Origin of the sequence: Brachyspira sp. (assembly GCF_050873525.1) — a bacterium.
Classification (GTDB): Bacteria; Spirochaetota; Brachyspiria; order Brachyspirales; family Brachyspiraceae; genus Brachyspira.
Genome location: NZ_JBNMIZ010000002.1, coordinates 1 through 22,247 on the forward strand (window position 1 = coordinate 1; position 22,247 = coordinate 22,247).

The window sequence follows — 22,247 nt, forward strand, 5'->3', positions numbered from 1 at the left end:
ATTTATATATGCTATTATTCAAAAACTAAAATTTACAGGATTTAATTTTAATGAATATTTTAAAAGGTTTTATAGTCGGAGCGTCCATGCTTGTCCCTGGTTTCAGTGGCGGAACTATGGTAATGATACTTGGAATATACGATAAATTAATCACGGCTTTGAGCGGTATTTTAAGTTTTTCAAAAAATGAGAATTATTTTATTAAAAACAAATCGAATTTTTTAATTATAATTTTATTTTCCATAGGTGCTCTATTAGGAATGATTATAGTTGCAAAACCTTTATCCGTATTGATAGAAAAATTTTTTACCGTATCCTGTTTCTTTTTTATGGGAGCGGCTTTAGGCGGATTCAATACGGTTTATAATAAAACCAAACGATATAAATTTAATTTCATGAGCGTGATATATATAATATTGGGAGCTTCTTTGGTATATTTAATATCTATGATACCTGAAGGTTTTTTTGGCGATTCGGAAAATAACAGGAGCAAAAGTTTTACTTATTTTATACTCGCGTTGGCGGGATTCATTTCGGCAATAGCTTTGATTCTTCCCGGAATAAGCGTTTCGTATATGTTTTTATTATTGGGAATTTATCAGGAAACTATAAATGCCGTTCAGAGTTTTTATATTCCTTATCTTATTCCTCTATTTTTCGGTTTAATTTTAGGAATAATTTTAACGACAAAAATATTGGAATATTGGATAGAACATTATGTTAAATCTTCTTATTTGATTATATCGGGATTCGTTTTGGGTTCTATCATGCAAGTTTTTCCCGGTTTGCCAAAAAGTGCAGTTGAATGGATATTATGCCCGCTGCTTTTTGTGTCGGCTTATTTATTGATAAGATTATTGCAGAGATTCGACCACGATATTATAAATAAAAAATAGATTATATTTTTCTTATTTTTAATTCAAAATAAATTTTTTAATATTTATTATTATCCAAAAAATCGGAAATTTCGTTTGATAAATTTTCCATAAATAATATTCTTTTATTTACGGTATTTACGAAATAATTATAAAATACGACTGAAGGAATTGCGATTATAAGCCCAGCGGCAGTTGTAAGCAAAGCGTTTGCTATTCCCGAAGCCAGAGCCATCGGGCGTCCGCTTCCAACTGTTGAAATAACGGCAAACGACTGTATCATTCCGAGTATTGTTCCGAGCAAACCGAGTAGTGGAGCGACAGTCGATATTGTGGAAAGCGCCGCAATAAATCTTTCCAATTTTGGAAGTTCTTTATTTGCCTGACTTTGCATTAATTCTTTCGATATTTTTGTATTTTTTAATCCCGCCGTTATGATATTCGATAAAGGAGATTTACTCGTTTCGCATAAAGCTATCGCCGCTTTTATTTCGTTATCTTTTATTAAAGAAATAATTTTTTGAGATAAAGATTCGTCCGAAGATTTAATTTTTGTGAAATAAATAAATCTATCGACTATTATCGTTAATGCCATTACGGAAGAAATTAAAAGTCCTACCCAGCATAAAGTCATTGCAGCGTTGATTAAAGTGTCAGCGTTAAAAATACCGTTCATTGATAAAATACTCCGAATTATTTAATTTGATTATTTTAATTTAATTAGAGTAAAAAATCAACGATTATATTTTTATTTTATTAATATTTTAAACTATTGACAAAAATGTTATTTAATTGTATATTATACGAATATTTTATAAAAAAAAAGTTATCAAAGGAGATATAAAATGATTGTTAAACCTCAAATATCTAATAATGTGTGCAGGACTTCTCACCCGTTGGGTTGCAAAAAAGAAGTCGAAAACCAAATTAATTATGTGAAGTCCAAATCTAAAGTTAACGCAAATATAAAAAACGCGTTGATACTCGGAGCTTCTGGCGGATACGGACTTGCAAGCAGAATAGTTTTAGCTTACGGTTTGAATGCCAATACTATGGGCGTTTCATTTGAAAGAGCGGCAAGCGAAGAAAAAACGGCTACACCGGGCTGGTATAATAATAACGCTTTCAGCGAATTTGCCAAACGAGACGGACTAAAAGAAAAAACTATTGTTGGAGACGCTTTTTTAGAATCTTCAAAAGAAAATATAATAAAAGAGGCTAAAGAATTTTTCGGCGGAAAGATTGACATTCTCATTTATAGTTTGGCTACGGGAATAAGAAAGGACGAAAAAGAAAATATAACTTATCGTTCCACTTTAAAACCTGTAGGACAAAAGTATAAAGGTATCGGAGTCGATTTCATGAAAGAAGAGCTTATAAATGTGGAAATAGACCCCGCTACAGAAGAGGATATAAAAGCGACAGTAAAAGTTATGGGCGGAGACGACTGGAGATTATGGATTGAAGATTTGATTAAAGCCGATATGTTATCCGAAAACGCTTTGACTATCGCTTATTCTTATATAGGTCCAGAAATAACTAAAGCGATATACAGAGACGGAACGATTGGAAAAGCTAAAGACGATTTGGAAAATACCGCTTTGGAATTGGATAAAATGATGCAGGAAAAACTTAAAGGACATGCTTATGTTAGCGTGGCAAAAGCCGTTGTTACGAGAGCGTCCGCCGTTATTCCCGCTATGCCTTTATATATAAGCATTCTATTCAAAATAATGAAAGATAAAGGAATTCATGAAGGCTGCATAGAACAAATGTATAGACAATTTAATGAAAAATTATTCTCTGGCAAGGGCGCTATATTAGACGAAAAACATAGATTGCGACTTGACGACTGGGAATTAAGAGACGATGTTCAAAAAGAAGTTTTGGAATCTTGGAATAAAGTAAAAGATAACGAATCTTTGAAAGCGAACGCCGACTTGAATCAGTTTAGAGACGAATATTTGCATTTGCATGGTTTCGGTTTTAACGACATTAATTACGATGCCGATGTTCAAATATAATTTAAATTAAATTGAGATTAAATAAAATAAATTCTCTACATTAAAAAAATTAGAAAAATAAAATTTATCCGAAGTATTGCTTAAATTTTTTAAACAATATTTCGGTTTTTTTATTATCTTATATATAGATTATGTTTAAATAAATAGAGAACATTGTCGATAATATATATAAGTTAACAAAATACTACAAATTTTTTATGTTGACTTAATTATGTATATATTTTAATTAAGAGGCAATTTTCAATGTCAGTGAAACAGATTTCGGACCAAGAAATACTATCTATGTATTTGAACTATGAGAGAGTGGAGAAAGGTTTATCTTTAAATACTCTCGAATCTTATGGCAGAGATTTAGCGATATTTCTCGATTTTTTAAACAGAAACAAAAAGACAATATTAAGAGCGGCAAGAAGCGATATTGAAAGATTTTTAGACGAGAGAAAAGAACAAGGCTCGAAGGCAAGAACGGTCGCAAGAAACAAAGTGAGCGTGGTTAATCTTTATAAATTTCTTTTGATGGAAAATTATATTTCAAAGAATCCAACGGACAATTTGGAGGTAATAAGATTAAAAAGATATTTGCCAGAATCTCTAACGACAAACGAAGTGGATGATTTGCTTTCCGTTCATAACGAAAAAACGGATAAAGGTTTGAGAGATAAGGCGATTTTTGAGCTTATGTATTCTTCGGGTTTGCGAGTAACCGAACTCTGTTCTTTGAAAATCGAAGACATATCTTTTGAAGGAAAATATTTAAGAATATTTGGAAAAGGCAAGAGAGAAAGAATAGTTCCGATTAACGAAAGCGCTTTGGATATATTAAGAAGATATATACATACGAGCCGAGTAATTATGGTTAAAGGCAAAAATACGAGAGAGTTATTTTTGAATTTCAGAGGCGATAAAATTTCAAGAGTCGGAATTTGGAAAATAGTAAAAGAAACTATGAGAAAAAGCGGAATTGAAAAGAATGTTCATCCTCATACTTTAAGACATAGTTTTGCGACTCATTTGATACAGCATGGAGCGGATTTAAGGTCGGTTCAGAGAATGTTGGGGCATTCGGATATAACGACAACGGAAATATATACTCATGTGGACTCTTCTCATTTAGAAAAGCAGATTGACAAGCATCCGAAACATCCAAAACATACGAGGAAAAATATATGAAAAAAATAATAAACTATTAAAAGGAATAATTTATAAAAAATGAAAAATAGTATAATTGCCACAATCTTATTATTATTAATAACGGTTTCCGTAATATTGCTTACTTTCGGAATAGGCGAGCGAATAGCCATAATAAACAATAGCGAATCTCATTATGAATTAAGCGAAGATAATCAATTTCGCAGAATCGATATGTATAATCTAGATTCTCTTTCTTTATCCACTACAAAACCTATATACGATTACGATTTGGCGGTAGATTTGGGAGATTTTTATTTTAAAGACGCTATAATGGTCGACAGCGATATAGAACTTTTGAATCAGGAATTATTATTAAGCGCGGACGAATTAAACGGAAATATGCCAAATCCTAATATATTGCCCGCTTTGGTATTTTCGGCAAATAGTTCGGACGCTAAAGCGGATAAATTAAGCGAAGCGATTGATACGGCTATAAAAAATACAAGAAGAAGAGAAGCCCCAAGAGTCGCAATAGATTTGTCTAAAATATCCGTTTTCAGATACGAACCCGTAATAATAAACGCGTCCATATACACTACGGATACGGTAAAAAATATAAGCATTTATGTGAGATATAAATCGGATAAACTCGTTAGAAAAAACGGAGACGATAGATATTCCATAAATGTATTTAAAATTGAAAATTCGCAATATAAAGGAACTTATTTGCATCCTTTCGGTGGAACTTTAGGAGAATATCAAGCGGTAGTTTTAGTTCAAACCGAAAAAGGAATATATGGATACACGAAAGATTTTACCGTAAAGGGAAGACAATCTCCTCCAGCTAAAGAAACTAAAAAAATTGCCACTTTGGAATATGCGATAGATTTAACGACAAAAAAAGTGCCGAGCGTTGAAACGGGCGAACTTACCGATTATGACGCGATATACGATTGGATAAGATATATGAAATGCGATATATTTTGGGCTATCGGCGGACAGACGACTGGATGGACGGGCGGAATAACTTCGGACGAACCTTGGGCTAAAGCGATGATTAGAAATATTGAAAATTTAGCGGCGAGTAAGAAAAAAGGAAATGTCGAACTTGGCGCTTATGTTATGAGTTATTTTGCGGCTGGCGGCGGAGCGAGAAAAGGCGGTTATGATGTTTCAATAGGTTATAATTCGGAAACTAAAAGTTTGGTTGAAAGCAGACATATTTCTTTAGCGGACCCAAAAAGAGTGCGAGATATAATAGATATCTTAAAAAGATACGATTCTAATCCAAATATTTCTTATGTGGGACTTGACTTTATAAGAACGGGCGAAGTTGACGGATACGAAATGGTTGACGAAATGGTTGAGCTTACGGGAGTTTATGTTCCAGCAAATTGGCAAACTATGAGCAAACAGGCGAGGATGAAATGGCTTGCTGTTAATAGAGGAAAAAAAGAAATTGGAATGAAATGGAGATGGTTTAGAGCGCATAAAGAATCTTTGATAATAAAACAAGTGAAAGAATCTGGAATAAAGAAAAAATTATGGGCTTTTACTTTAGGCTGGAATCAAGGACAGGAACATGGACAGGACCCTTATATGTTCTTTGACGCGGGAATCGACTACGATGCGGTAATGATATACGAAGCGAATAGAGCGCAGCATGTAGGAATGCTTGCAAGCTGGCCCAGATATTTATCGGGAGAATATAACACTTTAGTCGGCAATATGATTGATAATAGACTTCAAGACGGAAGTTTGCGTCCAGAATTGGAATACATGAAAAGAGTTTACGAATCGGAAGCTAAATTCAATAGAAGCAGTAGAATAAGAGGAGTATTTTTCCATGATATTTCAAGAATGTTATGGTCGAGATTCAGAGGAGCGGGAAATAGCATAAGAGAGTGGGCAAATATAAACGCTTCGATAGTTTCGAGAATAGAAGAAAAATATTCGGAAAATCCTTTTAATGTGACAGTTAAACTTGACGAAAGAAATCGAACGGGAGTTTTGACTATAGTTAATAGAACTTCAAAAAGACAGAATAATGTTTCGATAAAAACCGATTTGGCTCAAGCATTATCGGCAATCGCTCTCGACTCGCAAACTGTAAATATAGAAGCGGGCGGAACTGCGGAAATAGGTTTCAAATACGCTTACGGCGGAAGCAGATATTCTTCTTTAATGTCTTTCAGAGTGGCGTCCGAATCGGGAGAAGAAAATGTCGCGGCGGTTTATACTTTACTTCATACTTTGATTCCAAAACCAGAACCCGCGAAAGAAGAAAACGCTATTATTGCTAAAGGCGAAGAAGCTAAAAGCAATAATAATACAAAAGACGAAACTAAAGATAATTAATTTACCATAGACTAAATTTAAAGGGGGATTGATTTTTGCAATTCCCTTTTTTATTTTTATATAAATTATTTTAATTTTTAATTGATAATTATTTTTTATGGAAAAAGATTTTAATAATTTTAATATATCAATCGCTCTCTATCGCCCCGAAATACCAGCAAATACGGGAAATATCGGAAGGCTATGCGTTGGACTTGGAATAACTTTGCATATAGTTTCAAAACCTTCGTTTATTTTAAGTTCAAAAGAAATAATGCGTGCGGGACTCGATTATTGGGAAAATTTAAGTCTTATAAAGCATGAAAACGAAAATACTTTTTTGGAATATTCTAAAGAAAATAATTTGATAATAGTTCCCGTTTCAAAATTTGGAAAAATAAGATTTGATAAATTTAATTATTCAAATAACGATATATTTCTTTTCGGCAGAGAGAGTTCGGGCTTGCGGGAATCTTTATGGGAAAACGATTTTGAAAATTCGATTTATCTTCCGATGACGGATAAAGTTCGTTCGATTAATCTTTCAAATACAGTAGCGATTGTATCTTACGAGGCTTTGAGACAAATTGCGCTTTTATAATTTTTTGTAATTTTAATTTATAATTTAATAAAATAGAAATCATACTTTTCCCAAATAATCTCCAAAATTTCCCAAAATTTCCTAAATTCTATTAATTTTTCATATCAATTAATTAAATTTTGTAAAAAATCATTTACTTTCAATTAAAAATATTTTTTAAATCTAAAAAATTGTAGTATTTGTATTATTTTAATTATTACTTTTTCTAAATTAAGTAAAAATTAACAAATTTTAGTGTAAAATATATTGACAATTAATTTAAAATCCGATATAATATAAATATAATTAATTAAACATTGAAAGGAGGATTTGCTATGACAAATCGAATAAAAAAATTATTTTTCGTGTTTACGGCTACAACCGTAATGAGCTTAAGCGCGATGGCTGGAGTGATTATACAGCCGTCAGGTTTGCCTAAAGCGGCGCAGGATTTTATTAAAAAGTCTTTTCCGAATGAAACTATAATTTACGCGGAACAAAACAGAAACGACTTTGAAGCGGCTTTGGAAAGCGGAGTTAAGATTGAGTTCTTTATAAACGGAGAGTGGAGAGAAATAAAATCTCCTTATAAACCTTTGTCTCAAACTTTATTGCCTAATGCCGTTTTAAACGCTCTTAAACAAAGATATCCGCAAGCGAGCATATTGAAAATTCAAAAACAATATAATAGCTATGAAGTAAGTTTGGATAATAGAAGAGAAGTATATATATCCAATAGCGGCGAGTTTTTGGGAGAGAAATTAGATTAATTTCTTATTAAGGAGGTAAAGGGGGGTAAATGTTTTATTCCCCTTTTTTTTATATTAAAATTAAATTAAATTAATAAATTAAAATATAAAAAAATTGGAGTTGCAGAATGAGAAATTTTATAGAATTGATAGTAAAAAAGCCCGTTGGGGTTTGCATGGGAATGGTTGCCGTAATTATTTTGGGAGCGATAAGTTTAACGAGATTGCCCGTTGACTTTTTGCCAGATATTGAACGTCCGAATATATCTGTTAAAACGAGTTATAATAATGCGGGTCCTGAAGAAGTGGAAAAATCTGTTACAAGATTGGTTGAAAATGCGGTTTCGAGCGTAAATAATATAAAAACTATAACATCTTCCTCAAAAGAAGGAGAATCAAGCGTCAAGATAGAGTTTAACTGGGGAAGCGATTTGACGAGCGCGACTGCAGATATAAGAGAGGCAATAGACAGAATAAGAAAAAATTTGCCAGACGATGCGGGCAGTCCTACAGTTTATAAATATTCTACGGACGATATTCCCGTTATGGAAATTTCTTTTTACGGAACTGAAAATTTATCCGCTCTTTATAATTTGGTTGATAATAATGTAGTAAATAAAATCGAACAAGTAGGAGGAGTAGCATCCGCCGATATTAAAGGAGGAATCAAATCTCAAATAAAAGTCGATGTGGATATGAACAGACTTCAGGCTTACGGACTCGATATTAATACGATTGTGTCCACATTGGGAGAAGAAAATCAGAATTTAGCTGGAGGACAAACTTACGAAGGAGTTTATAAATATACTTTAAGAACTACGGGAGAGTTTAAAACTATTGACGATATAGGAACTGTAGTAGTCGATTTGAAAGAAAATAATACTCCGATAAAATTAAGAGATTTGGCATATATTTACGAAGGTTATGACGAAAATATGGACATAATCAAAGTAAACGGAACGCCTGCAGTTTCAATTTCGGTAAATAAAGAATCGGGAGCGAATATGGTTGCCGTTTCAAAAGCGGTTAAAAAACAGCTTGAAAGACTCAATTTGCCCGAAGGTATTAATTATGAAATTCTTTTCAATAACGCCGATACGGTTAATAAATCGATTGGCGGAGTTTTGGATACGGCTTGGCAGGGCGGACTTTTCGCGATTATAATTCTTATGATTTATTTATGGAATGTTAGAACCGTTTCAATAATAGCGATTTCTATTCCTATGTCAATAATAATCACTTTTACGATTATGTATTTTATGGGAGTAACATTAAATATAATTTCTTTGGCGGGACTCGTTTTGGGAATAGGAATGATGGTTGATAATTCGATAGTCGTTTTGGAAAATATATTTTTCTACAGAAACCACGGCTATGGAAAATATTCTTCGGCAATAGAAGGAACTTATACCGTATCTCTTGCAATTTTAGCGTCAACTTTAACTACAATCGCAGTATTTTTGCCTTTTCTATTTGTTCAAGGACAGACGGGACAAACTTTTAGAGATTTATGCATTACGGTAACGGTTTCAATGCTTGCTTCTTTGGCAGTCGCTTTGACTATAGTTCCGATGCTTGGAGCGAGATTAATAACTGGAAAAAAATCAAAACATTTATTTAAATATGAAGAGTTTTTTAATAAACATTTTCATTCAAAAGTTAATTTAGTTTATAATAAAATATTGACTTATTCGGTTAATCATAAAAATAGAGTTTTGATTCCAGCTATAATCGCGGTTTTTGCCGTTATAATAATAGGATTAATGTTTATAGGTAAAGAAGGTTTTCCAAAAGCGGACGAAGGACAATTTAGAGCGAGTATTAATATGCCTGTAGGAACAAGAAAAGAACAGACTCAAACATTTGTTGAAAGAATGGGAAAAGATATAGAAGAAGTTATAGGCGAAGATTTAAGCAGAATACAAACGAGAGTTAGATACGGTTCTTCGGCAAATAAAGGCGAGGTTAGAGTCAAATTAATAGATAAATCGGAAGGCAGAAAATCGTCAACTTCAAAATATATGAGCGCGGTTAGAAAAAAATTATCCGTTTATCCCGCGAAAATTAATTTGAAATTGATAAATTCTACAAAAATTATGGGAAATTCATCTTCGGACGGAATAGATATTGATGTTGTCGGAGAAGATTTGGAGCGAGGAATAGATTTGGCGGAAAAAATAATAGTCGCTTTGGAAGATGTGGAAGGACTTAAAGATGTTCGTTTAAGAAGAGACGATTCAAATCCAGAGCTTAATATATTGATAAATAGAGATTTAGCCTCAAAAATGGGATTAAAAATAAAAACTATAGCAAGCTCGATTAAAACGGGATTCGGAGGAACTACGGCTACAAGAATGACTCCAGACGGTTCGGTTCATACGGATTTGGATGTTCAAGTTCAATTAAATCAAAGAGACAGAGTGAATATAGACGATATTAAAAGAATGCTTATTCCTACTTCTCATGGAATGGTTCCAGTTTCTTCAATAGCGGATATAAAAAAGAGTTTAGGACCAAATGCAATAGACAGAAAAGATAACAAAAGAGTAGTTACGATAACGGCGGCGGGAGAGGGAAGACCTATGGATAGAATAATGGCTGATGTTCAATATGCGGTAAATTCAAAAGTATTTATTCCTTCAGGCTTCAATGTAGTTTATTCAGGCGATTACGAAGATATGAAAGACGCTTACTCTCAGCTTTTGCAGGCTATAATTTTGGCTTTGGTTTTGGTTTACGCGGTTATGGCGACTCAATTTGAATCCTACATTGCGCCATTCGTTATAGCTTTGGCGATTCCGTTCGGATTTGCAGGTTCTATTTTACTATTATTAATTATGGGACAAAATTTAAGCGTTTATAGCGGAATTGGAATAATAGTTTTAATCGGAGTTGTAGTAAATAACGGAATAGTTTTAATTGATTATATGAATCAATTAATGCAGGAAAAAAAGATTAACGGAGATAAAGCGGCGCTTATTGCGGGACCAAGAAGATTGCGCCCAGTTTTAATGACTTCGCTTACTACAATATTGGGACTTCTTCCTATGGCTTTGGCGAGCGGAGAAGGAAACGAAATGTATAAACCTTTATCTGTAGCTTTACTCGGCGGACTTGCAGTTTCAACGATGTTTACTTTGGTAATAGTTCCTACCGTTTATGCGGCTATAAGAAATAGAGTTCCTCTTAAAGATTATAAAGCAAAAGATAGAGATAGCGTAGAAACTATTGGAAATATCGGAGACGCTTTGGAAGATATTGGAGAATAAGAAATTATCATAGTTTTTTATATTTATAATGAAACTTTTTTTAAAGTTATTCGTCTAATATATGAAACAAATAAAAAAATTATATTGATATTTTTAATTTGAAAGTTTATAATCTTTCTTTATTGATATTGATAAAAATATTAAATAAAAATTGTAAACTATTCTTAAACGAGGAGTTTATTGTGAAATTTATTATATTTTTGTTTCTAATTTTGAATATGGTTTTATATTCTCAAGATATGCAAGAAAATATAACCGAAACTAATCAAACTATGGAAACTACGGAAAATACAAATAATATTAAAGTTCGTCTCAATTTGGAAGACGCTTTAAAAATAGCTTCCGATAACGATAAAACTTTGAAGCAGGCTGAATACGATGTAAAAATCGCTCAAGCTCAAAAGGACGGTTCTTTTTCCGATTTGTTTTTGCCTTCTCTTACGGTTAGCGGAAGTCTCAATTTGGGCGAAACGGATTCTTGGAGCGACAATAGAAATTTGACTTTGACAAACTGGGGCGACACTTTAAGCGCAAGCGCGACATTGTCAAAAACGCTTTTCACGGGATTTAGAAATTGGAATACGGATAAAGCGAACGAAGTAAATTTGAAAATGAAGAGAGACGCATATTACGATAGCATAAAAGATGTCGATTTGAATACAAAACTTGCATTTTATAATACTTTTATTGCGCAGGAAAATTACAGAGTTTATTTGCAGTCTCAATTAAATTATAGCAATAGAATGAATTATAATTATATTCAATATAGAAATGGGCAGGTTTCAGAATATGAATATTTGAATTCGAGAGTTCAATACGAAAATACAAAACCTCAAGTTATAACTTTAAGCAATCAATATCAAAGTTTGAAATTGACTTTTATCAGACAAATCGGACTTACGAATATTGCGGACGAAGTTGAACTTGTAGGAAATATTTTGGATGCGACGAATATAACAGTTCCCGATATGGCTTATGAAGATTTGCTTACTATTATAATGAATAATAATATCGAATTAATCAATATGGAAAATAATTTGCAAATGCTCGAATATAATAAAAAAGTGGCAAAAAGTTATTTGTGGCCCACTCTAACGGGAAGCGCGTCAGTCGGAGTAAGCACGGCGGATAAATTGAGAAATAATAGAGAAAAAAACGGACAGTTTAACTGGGGAGTCGGTTTTACTTTAAGTTATAATTTGGATTCTCTTCTTCCTTTTTCTTCTACGGCAAAATCGGCGGAACAGATAGATTTGAGTATAAAACAAATGGAAGTAAATTATAGTCAGTTGAGAGACACAATAGAAGTTAGCAGTAGAGATTTAATATCCACCGCTCGCTCGCAGGCTTCAAATTTGGAATCGCAGGCAGAAAACGCAAGAACGGCAGCTTATGCTTTACAGATGGCGGAAAGACAGTATAGAGGCGGAAGTATTTCAATGCTCGAAGTTAATGACGCGGAAATAAATTATTTGAACGCGCAGCTTTCGTATTTGCAGGCTATTTACGAATATTTATCAAGTTCCCTTCAAGTTCTTAAACTTTTGGGAATTTAGATTTGAATATATTTAAAATTTTTAGGAGATTAAAGATTATGAATTTAAAGAATAAAAATAAAATCGGTTTTACTTTTCTAATTTTATTAATATTGTCAATATTAATAATATCATGCAATAAGCAGGAAAATTTGCAAAGAAAAGAAACTCCAATAAGCGTCTTGGTTGCAGCTCCGATAAAACAAAATTTAAACGAATATTTGGATTTGTCTGCGGAAATTAAAGCGATTAAAGAGGTTGAAATATCTTCCGATGTTCCGGGAAAAATAGCGAATATCCTTAAATATGAAGGAAGTTTTGTCAGAAAGGGAGAAACTATAGCCTTAATAGACAGATTCGTTATAGGCGCAAACTACTCTTACGCTCCAGCAAGAACTCCGATAGCGGGATATGTTACCACTACTTATATGGCTGTAGGCGCATCGATTGCCGCTTCCACTCCAATAGCAAATGTGGCGGATATTAGTCAATTAGAAGTTGAAATACAAGTTCCAGAAAGGTCTATCACGGGAGTCGAGTTAGGGCAGGCGGTATTTATAAGAGTTCCATCATCTCCAAATAAAGAAATCGAGGCAAAAATAACGAAGAGAGATTATGCCGTTAATCCTTCCACAAGAACTTTAATGGTTAAGGCTTTGATAGACAATAAAGACAGACTGCTTTTGCCCGGCATGTTTTCGGATGTTTCGATATTGTTAAATTCTGCGGATAATGTTTTCGTTATACCAAATAGTTCCGTATTTAGCGATGATTTGGGAAAAAATTATATATTTGTAGTAAAAGAAGACAGCGCAGTTCCAAGAGACGGAAATATTAGCGAAAATACAGATTCGCAATATAGAGCTTATACGAGAGAGGTAAATATATTATTCACTTCAAAAGATAAAGTCGCTTTAAGCAGCGGACTCGAAGAGGGAGAAGAAGTCGTTATGTTCGGAAGAGAATTTTTGAAAGACGGTTCTTTGATTAATAGAATAGAAAACGACCCGACTATTTTGGAATATATAACTCCTTCTTATGTCGGCGAAACGAATACTAATAATATCATTACAAATAATAATATTACAATTTTAAATAATACTACAAATGCAAATAATACAAATGCCAGAATAAATAGCGGAACGGTAAGGCGAACGAATTCAAGCCCAGCAACTCAAAGCCGAACGAATATTATTCAAACTCCGCTTATTCAAAATACGAATAATAATTTAACTACAAATGCGGTTAATAATTCTAATGAGACAAGGATTGAAAGAACGGAAGAAACGAATAATATAAATACGAATAACGCTAATAATGAAAGTAATGATAATGAAGTTTATTCAGTAGGCGGTTAATAACTTTAAGAGAATTGACAGGAGAAATAATCAATGAGAAGTTTTATAGAATTAGTAGTAAAAAAACCAGTCGCCGTTTGTATGGGAATATTAGCCGTTGTCATTTTGGGAGCGGTTAGTTTATTGAGACTGCCCGTTGACTTTTTGCCCGATATGGACCTTCCTTATATAAGCGTGCGAACCACTTACGATAACGCTGGTCCCGAAGAAGTTGAAAAATCGGTAACAAGATTAATAGAAAGCGCAGTTTCTGGAATAAATAATGTCAAAACTATTACATCTTCTTCACAAGAGGAAAGGTCGACCGTTTTTATAGAATTTAACTGGGGAAGCGATTTGGCGAGCGCGACTGCAGATATAAGAGAAGCCATCGACAGAATAAGAAGTTCTTTGCCCGATGATGCGGAAAGTCCCGCGGTTTATAAATTTTCAACCGACAGTATTCCCGTTATGGCTATAGACTTTTACGGAACTGATAATTTATCGGCATTATACGATTTGGTAGATAATCAAATATTAAATAGAATAAAGCAAGTCGGCGGAGTCGCAATGGCTGAAATTTGGGGAGGACTTAAAACTCAAATAAAAGTCGATGTCGATATGAATAGACTTCAGGCTTACGGACTCGATATTAATACTATTGTCTCCACATTAGCGCGTGAAAATCAAAATTTGGCGGGAGGACAAACTTACGAAGGAGTTTATAAATATACTTTAAGAACTACGGGAGAGTTTAAAACGGTAAGCGATATAGGAACTGTTGTAGTAGCCTTAAAAGAAAATAATACGCCTATAAGATTAAGAGAGATAGCGAATATTTATGAAGGCTACGATGAAGACATGGATATAATCAAAGTAAACGGAATGCCAGCGGTTGCGGTTTCAATAAGTAAAGAATCGGGAGCTAATACGGTTGGAGTTTCGGACGGCATAAAGAAACAGCTTGCGAATATGAATTTGCCCGAAGGAATAGAATACGAAATTATTTTTAACACGGCGGATACGGTTAATGATTCGATTGCTGGAGTATTGGAAGCCGCTTGGCAGGGAGGACTCTTTGCCATAATAATTCTTATGATTTATTTATGGAAAGTCCGAACGGTATCAATAATTGCGATATCGATTCCTATGTCTATAATTGTAACTTTTACTTTAATGTATTTTATGGATATTACTTTGAATATAGTTTCGCTTTCGGGACTCGTTCTGGGAATAGGAATGATGGTAGATAATTCGATAGTCGTTTTGGAGAATATATTTTTCTACAGAAACAGCGGATACGGAAAATATTCTGCAGCAATAGACGGAACTTATACGGTTGCGCTTGCAATATCGGCGTCAACATTAACGACAATTGCCGTTTTCTTGCCTTTCTTATTCGTTGAAGGAATGACGGGACAGATGTTTAGAGATTTATGTATTACCGTTACGGTTTCATTGATAGCTTCTTTGGCGGTCGCTTTGACTATAGTTCCTATGCTTGGCGCAAGACTCATAACGAGCAAGAAATCAAAAAGATTAGCTCCGTTTGAAGATTTTTTCAATAAACATTTTCATTCAAAAGTTAATTTTATTTATGAAAAATTACTTACTTATTCGATTTATCATAAAAATAGAGTTTTGATTCCAGCTATAAGCATAGTATTGGCAATTATTGCGATAGGTTTAATATTTATAGGTAAAGAAGGTTTTCCAGAAGCGGATGAAGGACAATTTAGAGCGAGCGTTAGAATGCCAGTAGGAACGAGAATGGAACAAACGGGTTCTTTTGTGGATAGAATGGAAAACGATATTAAAGAAATAGTCGGAGACGATATGGATAGAATACAAACGAGAGTTCGCTACGGTTCTTCGGCAAATAGAGGGGAGTTAAGAGTTCAGTTAAGAGATAAAGATAAAGGCAGAAAAACTGAAACTGAAGAATATGTCGAACTAGTCCGAAATAGACTTTCGGGTTATCCTGCGCAAATCAATGTCGACACAGTAAGCACGACTATGGGCGGAGGCGGAGGAGATTCAAGCGGTATAGATATTGAAGTAATCGGAGAGGATTTGGATAGAGCGGGAGATTTGGCAAATAATATCATAGAAGCTTTAAGCGATGTTCAAGGTTTAAGGGATGTTCGTTTAAGAAGAGACGATTCTAGTCCAGAGATTAATATATCGATTAATAGAGATTTGGCTTCAAAAATGGGCTTAAATATAAGCACGGTTGCAAACTCAATTAAAACGAGTTTCGGCGGAACTACGGCGACAAGAATGACTCCAGAAGGTTCGGCTAATACGGACATCGATGTTCAAGTTCAATTAAACGAAAGAGACAGAGTAAATATAGACGATGTTAAAAGAATGCTCATTCCGACTTCTGCGGGCATGGTTCCAGTATCTTCAATAGCGAGCATAGAAAAAACTTTCGGACCGAATGTGATAGACAGAAAAGACGACAACAGAATAACTACCATAACGGCTTCGGGATACGGACGCCCTATGAATCAGATTATGGCGGATGTTCAATCGGCTATCAATTCAAAAGTATTCATGCCTTCGGGATTCAGTATAAATTATTCGGGAGATTACGAGGATATGCAAGAGGCTTTCGGACAGCTTTTGCAGGCGGTAATTTTGGCTTTGGTTTTGGTTTACGCGGTTATGGCGACTCAATTTGAATCTTATATTGCGCCTTTCGTTATAGCTTTGGCGATTCCTTTCGGTTTTGCTGGCTCTCTTATTTTGCTTTTTATAGGCGGCGAAACTCTAAGCGTTTATAGCGGAATAGGAATAATAGTTTTAATCGGAGTAGTAGTAAATAACGGAATAGTATTAATCGATTATATGAATCAATTAATGCAGGAGAAAAAAATAAACGGAGACGAATCGGCATTGATTGCGGGACCTAGAAGATTGCGCCCCGTTTTGATGACTTCTTTAACTACGATATTGGGACTTCTTCCTATGGCTTTGAGCAGCGGAAGCGGAAACGAAATGTATCGTCCTTTGGCTTTGGCTTTACTCGGCGGACTTGCGATTTCGACAATGTTTACTTTGGTTATAGTTCCTACGGTTTACGCGGCTATAAGAAATAGAATTCCGCTTAAAGACTATACGGCTAAAGATATTGAAAGTATCGAAACTAACGAAAATATTAATGACGCTTTGGGAACTACGGAAAAATAGCAAAGTGAAAATTATTAATATAAACAAAATAAAAAGAATTATAATTTCCGTTTTTCTAACGATTTTAATATTGTTCGTAAATTCCTGCGACACTTTTGACATGTATATAAGAAAAGGTTTGGACGGAGTAAATCTATACGAACTTACGGTTTATGGCGAGGCTTTGGGACGAGATATAAAAGTTGTAGAGCTTGCTGGTTTCGATGTAAATAATTTTAGAAACGACAGAGTCTCTTATTATATAAGCATGTATCAGGGAAATTGGAAACCTCACATGCAAAGAATAATCGACAGAGCGCAGATTTATTTGCCTTATATAAAAGAAGTTTTTAAAGAAAAAAATGTTCCCGAAGATTTGATATATTTGCCAATAATTGAAAGCAGTTTTAATCCTCAAGCTATATCAAAAGCGGGAGCGGCGGGACTTTGGCAGTTTATGCCTATGACGGGAGCGATATATAATCTTAAAGTCAATTACTGGGCGGACGACAGATTTGACCCCGAACGTTCGACTAAAGCGGCGGCGGAACATTTGATAAGACTAAATAAAAATTTCAAATCTTGGGTTATAGCTTTGGCGGCTTATAACGCTGGAGGCGGAAGAATATCGAGAGCGATAAAAAAAGCTAAAAGCAATATTTTTGAAGATTTGATTAAAGCGGAAGTTTTGCCGAAAGAAACGAGAGAATATATACCAAAATATGTGGCGGCGGTTATAATAGCGAAAAATCCCGAAAGATTCGGATTCAAGATAAATAAACCCAATGTAATTTTTCCTCAAGGAGATTTGGTTTATATTGACGATGCGGCGGATTTATCGATTATTGCCGAAATGATTGAAGTCGATACGGCGGATTTGAAAGCTTTGAATCCTCATTTGGCAAGAAATGTAACTCCTCCTTCGATGATTAGATATCCTTTGAGAATTCCCGAAGGAAAAGAACAAAAATTTTACGATACATTTGGAAAGATTCCCGCGGAAGAAAGAATTACTTTCAGAAAGCATGAAGTAAAAATGAACGAAACTCTTTCGCATTTATCGAGATTTTATAATGTTCCGATGCAGGCTATAGTCGAAATAAATAAATTAAAATCGAAAAATTTAAATATCGGACAGCAGGTAATGATTCCGATTCAGGGACTCGATAACGCGAGACAAGTCGATATGGCGCAGTATGAAGAGGAACGGGAGCGACTGCGAGACGGGAGATTTGTTTATTTTGAATCTTTGCCTCCGCCCGATTACGAATATAAGGATATAATGTATCATATCAGAGAAGGCGACACTCTTTGGATTATAGCGAGAAAATTTAAAATTGACATTTCGGAAATAAAGGCTTGGAATAAATTAAAAAATAATGTTCTTTCTGTTGGAAGCGAAATATTTTTAAGAATTCCCGTGAAACGAGATTGATTTTTAATAATTTAAATACTTGACATTTTTTACTTAATACTCTATAATTTGCTCACTATGATAAAGTTAAATTTTAGTTTCATGAAGCCAAGCCAAGCCAAGCCAAGCCAAGCCAAGCCAAGCCAAGCCAAGCGCTAATTTTATACTTTTTATATTTCCCTGCATTCTTTTCAGGGCGTTTTGCTATTGCATTTTTTCGGAGTTTATAGATGCGGTTTAAGAAAAAATTAGCGATAGTTTTATGCACAACGATTAATCAAATGTTTGCGGTAGGAAATGTTTTGATTGGTTTGAAAAAGCATTTTTCACTTCCCGAAGACGAATACGATATTATTTTATATGTAAACAAAAAGCTGGATAAAAAAGACGAAAATGCAATTAAAAGTATTTATAAAGACGCGATAATAAATATATATAAATCTCCTTTCCCAAAATCGTTTAAAAATACCAACTGCGCTTTGCAATGGAGCATCATGGCTTTTGCAAGATACGAATGTTTTTCTTTAATCGAAAAATACAATAATGTTTTATATTTGGACACGGACATACTAATACAAAAAGACATAATAGATTTATTAAATATCAAAGAAAATATTGGCGTATGTTTTGAAGATGTGAATACTATTAGAGAAAATATTGAAAGTATGGCTCAAAAATTTAACTCTTCAAAATATAATTTGGATAAAAAACTTTTTAATTCGGGCGTATTTATAATTAACGATTCGATAACAAACGGAAACGAGATAAAAGATTGGTGTTATAAAATGTCGGTAAAATGGCTCACGGCAGACCAACCGATTCTCAATTTAGCGGTTCAAGAATTCAATATAAATGTTTACGGTTTTTCTGACGCTTACAATAGATATAAACTTTCAAAAAAAGGATTAAAAGACGCTTGCATAATTCACGCTCTTTGTGGCGTTAAATTTTGGAATACGAACGATAGCGCCGAATGGAATGAAAATAATCAAAAATGGATAGAATTGGGCGGAGCCGTTTATGACCCGAAATATGTTGAAAATAAAATGAAAGAAATAAATAAAATAGCTTGGTGGATACCAAATAAAAAATTAAGAGATATTTATAGAGTTCGTATGGGCGAAAAATACGGCTTCAGATGGGAATTATATTGATTAAATTATAAAAATTTTAATTGCGGGATATTCATGAAAAAGAAAATTGCCTTATTATTATGTTCTACGGGGAACGAAGCATTTGCGGTTGGAAATGTTATTATCGGAGCGAAAAAATATTTGTTTCAGAATTTGAGCGAACAAGATTACGATATAATATTTTTAACCGACAAACTTGAAAGCGAAGACGAAAAAGCTCTTAAAAATATTTTTCCAAGAATAATAATTGAAATATATAAATCGCCTTTTTCAAAAAATATGCTTAATTTGAGAGAATTAAATAATTTTAGCAGTTTTGCTTACGCTCGTTTTGAAGCTTTTAATTTGCTCGAACGATACGAAAAAGTATTTTATGTCGACACGGATATTGTTATACAAAAAGATATTTCTGAAATTATTGATATAAAAACTCCTTTATCGACTTTGTATTTTTCAAATAAAATGCCCGTATCTGGAAATTTTACGAAAGAAAATATAGATTTGGTTAAAGGCTACGATTTAAATAAAGTTTCGATTATAGATGCCGTATTTTTGATTAACGATAAATTAAATAATTATCAAATAATGACAAAATGGTGTTATGAGAAAGCAGAAGAATATAAAACTAACGACCAGTCGATATTAAATTTATTGATACAGGAATTTAATATTGAAACGAACGATTTAACCGAAAGCTACGGCGCTTATCCGACTTCAAATATATCGAAAGACGCTCATATAATTCATGCAATCGGACCCGCAAAATTTTGGAGAGGAACTTACAATAAAGAATGGGAAGAAAATAATAAAATATGGATAGAAGCTGGCGGAAATACGACTTACGAAGAAAACGCCAAAAAGCGAAAGCTAGTCGATAAAATCGTCTGGTTTATTCCAACTTTCAATTTGAGAGACAAAGCGAGAAGATATTTATTAAAGAAAATCGGACTCACGGGGAGATAATATGTTTGAAACTCCGATACTTTTAATAATATTCAAAAGAAAAGACACGGCTCTAAAAGTTTTGGAAATTATAAAACAGATTAAGCCTAAATATTTATATATAGCGGCGGACGGCTGGAGAGACGAAGATGAAAAAATAAAATGTTTAGAAACGAGAGAGGCAATTTTAAAAGCTGTAGATTTTGAATGCAATCTTAAAACATTATTTAGAGATAAAAATTTAGGATGTTGCGATGGACCAGTTAATGCAATAAATTGGTTTTTTGAAAATGTCGAACAGGGAATAATTTTGGAAGACGATTGTTTAGCCGAAATTTCATTTTTTGATTACTGCGAAAAACTTTTAAATTATTATAAAGACAATGAAAGGATAATGCATATTGCAGGCGATTCTCCGCTTAATAGAAAAGTCGGCGATGCGAGTTATTATTTTGCGACAATTCAGCATTGCTGGGGCTGGGCGAGTTGGAGACGAGCTTGGAAATATTACGATTCGACAATGAAAACGATAAGCTTTAAAGATACGAAGAAAACTTTGAAGAAAAGATATAAAGATTTTAATATAAGAGATTATTGGCAGAACTGGTTTTATAGAACGGCGGACATAAACACTTGGGATTATCAATGGACTTACTGCATAATTTCAAAAGACGGAATATGCATAAATCCAAGTTTAAATATGGTTTCAAATATAGGTTTTGGCGCGGATTCCACGCATACTTCAAACCCAGACGATGAAAATGCAAACCGCAAAACTTATCCGATGGATACGGAAAATATTATTCATCCCGCGAAAATCGAATGCGATGCTCAAGCCGATTTTGAAATAGCGATTAAAAGATTCGGTTTGATTCCTTTTTCTTTTACGCGTAATGTAAGCAGGGAGATTAAGAGGATTATTCGCCAGATTAGAAATTTGTTTAAAAATAAAGTTTAATATTTAAAAATTATTCTTATTTGTTTTATTTGCTTTTTCCAATAAATCGGTTTTATTTTCAAATGGCGGTATAGCAAAAGAAAATAATGTTTGTCCGTCTCCGTTTGAAATGGCTAAATCTCCAAATCTTATTATATCCATTCCTATTAATATGTCGGCATCGCCTCCTATTGTGCAAACTGAACCTCTTACTCCTCTTATGGATACGCTATTTGGCAATAATAAATTAAATAATGCGACTTGTATATCTTCAGTTTTACTATTTACTCCGATTATTGTAGTAGTGTCCACAATTATTAATGAAAGTTCTTTTAATACTTTTGAAGTAATTGCCGTATGAGTAGCTCCTGTATCCCATATTGCTTTATATTTCTTTCTTTGATTATTTAAAGGATTGAATATTTCAGCTTCAGATATTAATTCTCTGGCAATTCCTCTATATTTAATACTAAAAGCTAAATGAGGAGATTTTTTATTTGCCATAAACCCTCGACATAAATCTTGGTATTCCTTCCTCATCTGTCGCCGTAACGATTTTTATCATAAATGTTCCCGCTTCCATCGTTTTTATAGATTCTTCAAAAGCGTCCCCATCGTTGTCATATACGCCTTTTAATTCGCTGCCATGTATAACTATATGTTTTCCTAAATATTTTTTTCTATATTCTTCTTTATGTTCGTTATAAAATTTACTTTCTACTTCAAACATATTTTTTGCCTCCATAAATAAAATTATATATTTTTAGTATAATCGTTTTCAATTATTTTTCAATATTATTAAATATTTTC

17 protein-coding genes are annotated in these 22,247 nt (G+C 33.5%); 14 read left to right on the forward strand and 3 right to left on the reverse strand.

Annotated elements, in window-relative coordinates; all coding sequences use genetic code 11:
- Nucleotides 1-50: 50 nt before the first annotated feature.
- A complete protein-coding gene (locus ACR0QS_RS00235) occupies nucleotides 51-896 on the forward strand; it encodes a DUF368 domain-containing protein (RefSeq protein ID WP_432631432.1) in 846 nt (281 codons plus the stop codon).
- Nucleotides 897-933: 37 nt separating this feature from the next.
- On the opposite strand, the gene ACR0QS_RS00240 is transcribed toward ACR0QS_RS00235, so the two are convergent.
- Complete coding sequence (locus ACR0QS_RS00240) at nucleotides 934-1,551, reverse strand: MotA/TolQ/ExbB proton channel family protein (protein WP_432631433.1); 618 nt, start codon at nucleotides 1,549-1,551, stop codon at nucleotides 934-936.
- A 169-nt stretch (nucleotides 1,552-1,720) separates the two neighbouring features.
- Between ACR0QS_RS00240 and fabV the strand changes: the two genes are divergently transcribed.
- The 13 genes from fabV (at nucleotide 1,721) to ACR0QS_RS00305 (ending at nucleotide 21,458) form a co-directional block, all read left to right on the forward strand.
- On the forward strand, nucleotides 1,721-2,899 hold the full coding sequence (gene fabV, locus ACR0QS_RS00245) for an enoyl-ACP reductase FabV (RefSeq protein ID WP_432631434.1): 1,179 nt from the start codon (nucleotides 1,721-1,723) through the stop codon (nucleotides 2,897-2,899).
- 243 nt (nucleotides 2,900-3,142) lie between these two features.
- Entirely contained in the window at nucleotides 3,143-4,069 is a 927-nt protein-coding gene (gene xerD / locus ACR0QS_RS00250) for a site-specific tyrosine recombinase XerD (protein ID WP_432631435.1), read from the forward strand.
- A 39-nt stretch (nucleotides 4,070-4,108) separates the two neighbouring features.
- Nucleotides 4,109-6,388, forward strand: a complete 2,280-nt coding sequence (locus tag ACR0QS_RS00255) for a hypothetical protein (RefSeq protein ID WP_432631436.1) — start codon at nucleotides 4,109-4,111, stop codon at nucleotides 6,386-6,388.
- A gap of 97 nt (nucleotides 6,389-6,485) precedes the next feature.
- Nucleotides 6,486-6,968: a tRNA (cytidine(34)-2'-O)-methyltransferase gene (locus ACR0QS_RS00260; RefSeq protein WP_432631437.1), complete on the forward strand. Its 483-nt coding sequence runs from the start codon at nucleotides 6,486-6,488 to the stop codon at nucleotides 6,966-6,968.
- A 314-nt stretch (nucleotides 6,969-7,282) separates the two neighbouring features.
- Nucleotides 7,283-7,717 carry a PepSY-like domain-containing protein gene (locus ACR0QS_RS00265; protein ID WP_432631438.1) on the forward strand — a complete coding sequence of 145 codons (435 nt, stop codon included), beginning with the start codon at nucleotides 7,283-7,285 and terminating at the stop codon, nucleotides 7,715-7,717.
- 107 nt (nucleotides 7,718-7,824) lie between these two features.
- Complete coding sequence (locus ACR0QS_RS00270) at nucleotides 7,825-10,965, forward strand: efflux RND transporter permease subunit (protein WP_432631439.1); 3,141 nt, start codon at nucleotides 7,825-7,827, stop codon at nucleotides 10,963-10,965.
- A gap of 218 nt (nucleotides 10,966-11,183) precedes the next feature.
- Nucleotides 11,184-12,521 (forward strand): TolC family protein, encoded by a 1,338-nt coding sequence (locus ACR0QS_RS00275; protein WP_432631470.1) that lies wholly within the window; start codon nucleotides 11,184-11,186, stop codon nucleotides 12,519-12,521.
- A gap of 38 nt (nucleotides 12,522-12,559) precedes the next feature.
- On the forward strand, nucleotides 12,560-13,858 hold the full coding sequence (locus ACR0QS_RS00280) for an efflux RND transporter periplasmic adaptor subunit (protein WP_432631440.1): 1,299 nt from the start codon (nucleotides 12,560-12,562) through the stop codon (nucleotides 13,856-13,858).
- A 33-nt stretch (nucleotides 13,859-13,891) separates the two neighbouring features.
- Complete coding sequence (locus ACR0QS_RS00285) at nucleotides 13,892-17,032, forward strand: efflux RND transporter permease subunit (protein ID WP_432631441.1); 3,141 nt, start codon at nucleotides 13,892-13,894, stop codon at nucleotides 17,030-17,032.
- A gap of 67 nt (nucleotides 17,033-17,099) precedes the next feature.
- Complete coding sequence (locus ACR0QS_RS00290) at nucleotides 17,100-18,446, forward strand: transglycosylase SLT domain-containing protein (protein ID WP_432631471.1); 1,347 nt, start codon at nucleotides 17,100-17,102, stop codon at nucleotides 18,444-18,446.
- Nucleotides 18,447-18,655: 209 nt separating this feature from the next.
- On the forward strand, nucleotides 18,656-19,579 hold the full coding sequence (locus tag ACR0QS_RS00295; RefSeq protein ID WP_432631442.1) for a glycosyltransferase: 924 nt from the start codon (nucleotides 18,656-18,658) through the stop codon (nucleotides 19,577-19,579).
- 33 nt (nucleotides 19,580-19,612) lie between these two features.
- Nucleotides 19,613-20,521: a glycosyltransferase gene (locus tag ACR0QS_RS00300; protein WP_432631443.1), complete on the forward strand. Its 909-nt coding sequence runs from the start codon at nucleotides 19,613-19,615 to the stop codon at nucleotides 20,519-20,521.
- A gap of 1 nt (nucleotide 20,522) precedes the next feature.
- Nucleotides 20,523-21,458, forward strand: coding sequence for a nucleotide-diphospho-sugar transferase (locus ACR0QS_RS00305; RefSeq protein ID WP_432631444.1), 936 nt, complete (start codon nucleotides 20,523-20,525; stop codon nucleotides 21,456-21,458).
- Between the two features lie 3 nt (nucleotides 21,459-21,461).
- On the opposite strand, the gene ACR0QS_RS00310 is transcribed toward ACR0QS_RS00305, so the two are convergent.
- Together ACR0QS_RS00310 and ACR0QS_RS00315 are read right to left on the reverse strand one after the other, a co-directional pair.
- The gene (locus ACR0QS_RS00310; RefSeq protein WP_432631445.1) at nucleotides 21,462-21,941 is read right to left on the reverse strand and encodes a retroviral-like aspartic protease family protein; all 480 of its coding nucleotides are present in this window, start codon (nucleotides 21,939-21,941) and stop codon (nucleotides 21,462-21,464) included.
- On the reverse strand, nucleotides 21,931-22,167 hold the full coding sequence (locus ACR0QS_RS00315; RefSeq protein WP_432631446.1) for a hypothetical protein: 237 nt from the start codon (nucleotides 22,165-22,167) through the stop codon (nucleotides 21,931-21,933). Before ACR0QS_RS00315 ends, ACR0QS_RS00310 begins: the two co-directional genes overlap by 11 nt.
- Nucleotides 22,168-22,247 lie beyond the last annotated feature (80 nt).

Bases quoted from the DNA above. Each gene is read 5' to 3' on its own strand.
- ACR0QS_RS00235 (WP_432631432.1), top strand. From the start codon at position 51: ATGAATATTTTAAAAGGTTTTATAGTCGGAGCGTCCATGCTTGTCCCT.
- ACR0QS_RS00240 (WP_432631433.1), bottom strand. From the start codon at position 1,551: ATGAACGGTATTTTTAACGCTGACACTTTAATCAACGCTGCAATGACT.
- fabV (WP_432631434.1), top strand. From the start codon at position 1,721: ATGATTGTTAAACCTCAAATATCTAATAATGTGTGCAGGACTTCTCAC.
- xerD (WP_432631435.1), top strand. From the start codon at position 3,143: ATGTCAGTGAAACAGATTTCGGACCAAGAAATACTATCTATGTATTTG.
- ACR0QS_RS00255 (WP_432631436.1), top strand. From the start codon at position 4,109: ATGAAAAATAGTATAATTGCCACAATCTTATTATTATTAATAACGGTT.
- ACR0QS_RS00260 (WP_432631437.1), top strand. From the start codon at position 6,486: ATGGAAAAAGATTTTAATAATTTTAATATATCAATCGCTCTCTATCGC.
- ACR0QS_RS00265 (WP_432631438.1), top strand. From the start codon at position 7,283: ATGACAAATCGAATAAAAAAATTATTTTTCGTGTTTACGGCTACAACC.
- ACR0QS_RS00270 (WP_432631439.1), top strand. From the start codon at position 7,825: ATGAGAAATTTTATAGAATTGATAGTAAAAAAGCCCGTTGGGGTTTGC.
- ACR0QS_RS00275 (WP_432631470.1), top strand. From the start codon at position 11,184: ATGGTTTTATATTCTCAAGATATGCAAGAAAATATAACCGAAACTAAT.
- ACR0QS_RS00280 (WP_432631440.1), top strand. From the start codon at position 12,560: ATGAATTTAAAGAATAAAAATAAAATCGGTTTTACTTTTCTAATTTTA.
- ACR0QS_RS00285 (WP_432631441.1), top strand. From the start codon at position 13,892: ATGAGAAGTTTTATAGAATTAGTAGTAAAAAAACCAGTCGCCGTTTGT.
- ACR0QS_RS00295 (WP_432631442.1), top strand. From the start codon at position 18,656: ATGCGGTTTAAGAAAAAATTAGCGATAGTTTTATGCACAACGATTAAT.
- ACR0QS_RS00300 (WP_432631443.1), top strand. From the start codon at position 19,613: ATGAAAAAGAAAATTGCCTTATTATTATGTTCTACGGGGAACGAAGCA.
- ACR0QS_RS00305 (WP_432631444.1), top strand. From the start codon at position 20,523: ATGTTTGAAACTCCGATACTTTTAATAATATTCAAAAGAAAAGACACG.
- ACR0QS_RS00310 (WP_432631445.1), bottom strand. From the start codon at position 21,941: ATGGCAAATAAAAAATCTCCTCATTTAGCTTTTAGTATTAAATATAGA.
- ACR0QS_RS00315 (WP_432631446.1), bottom strand. From the start codon at position 22,167: ATGTTTGAAGTAGAAAGTAAATTTTATAACGAACATAAAGAAGAATAT.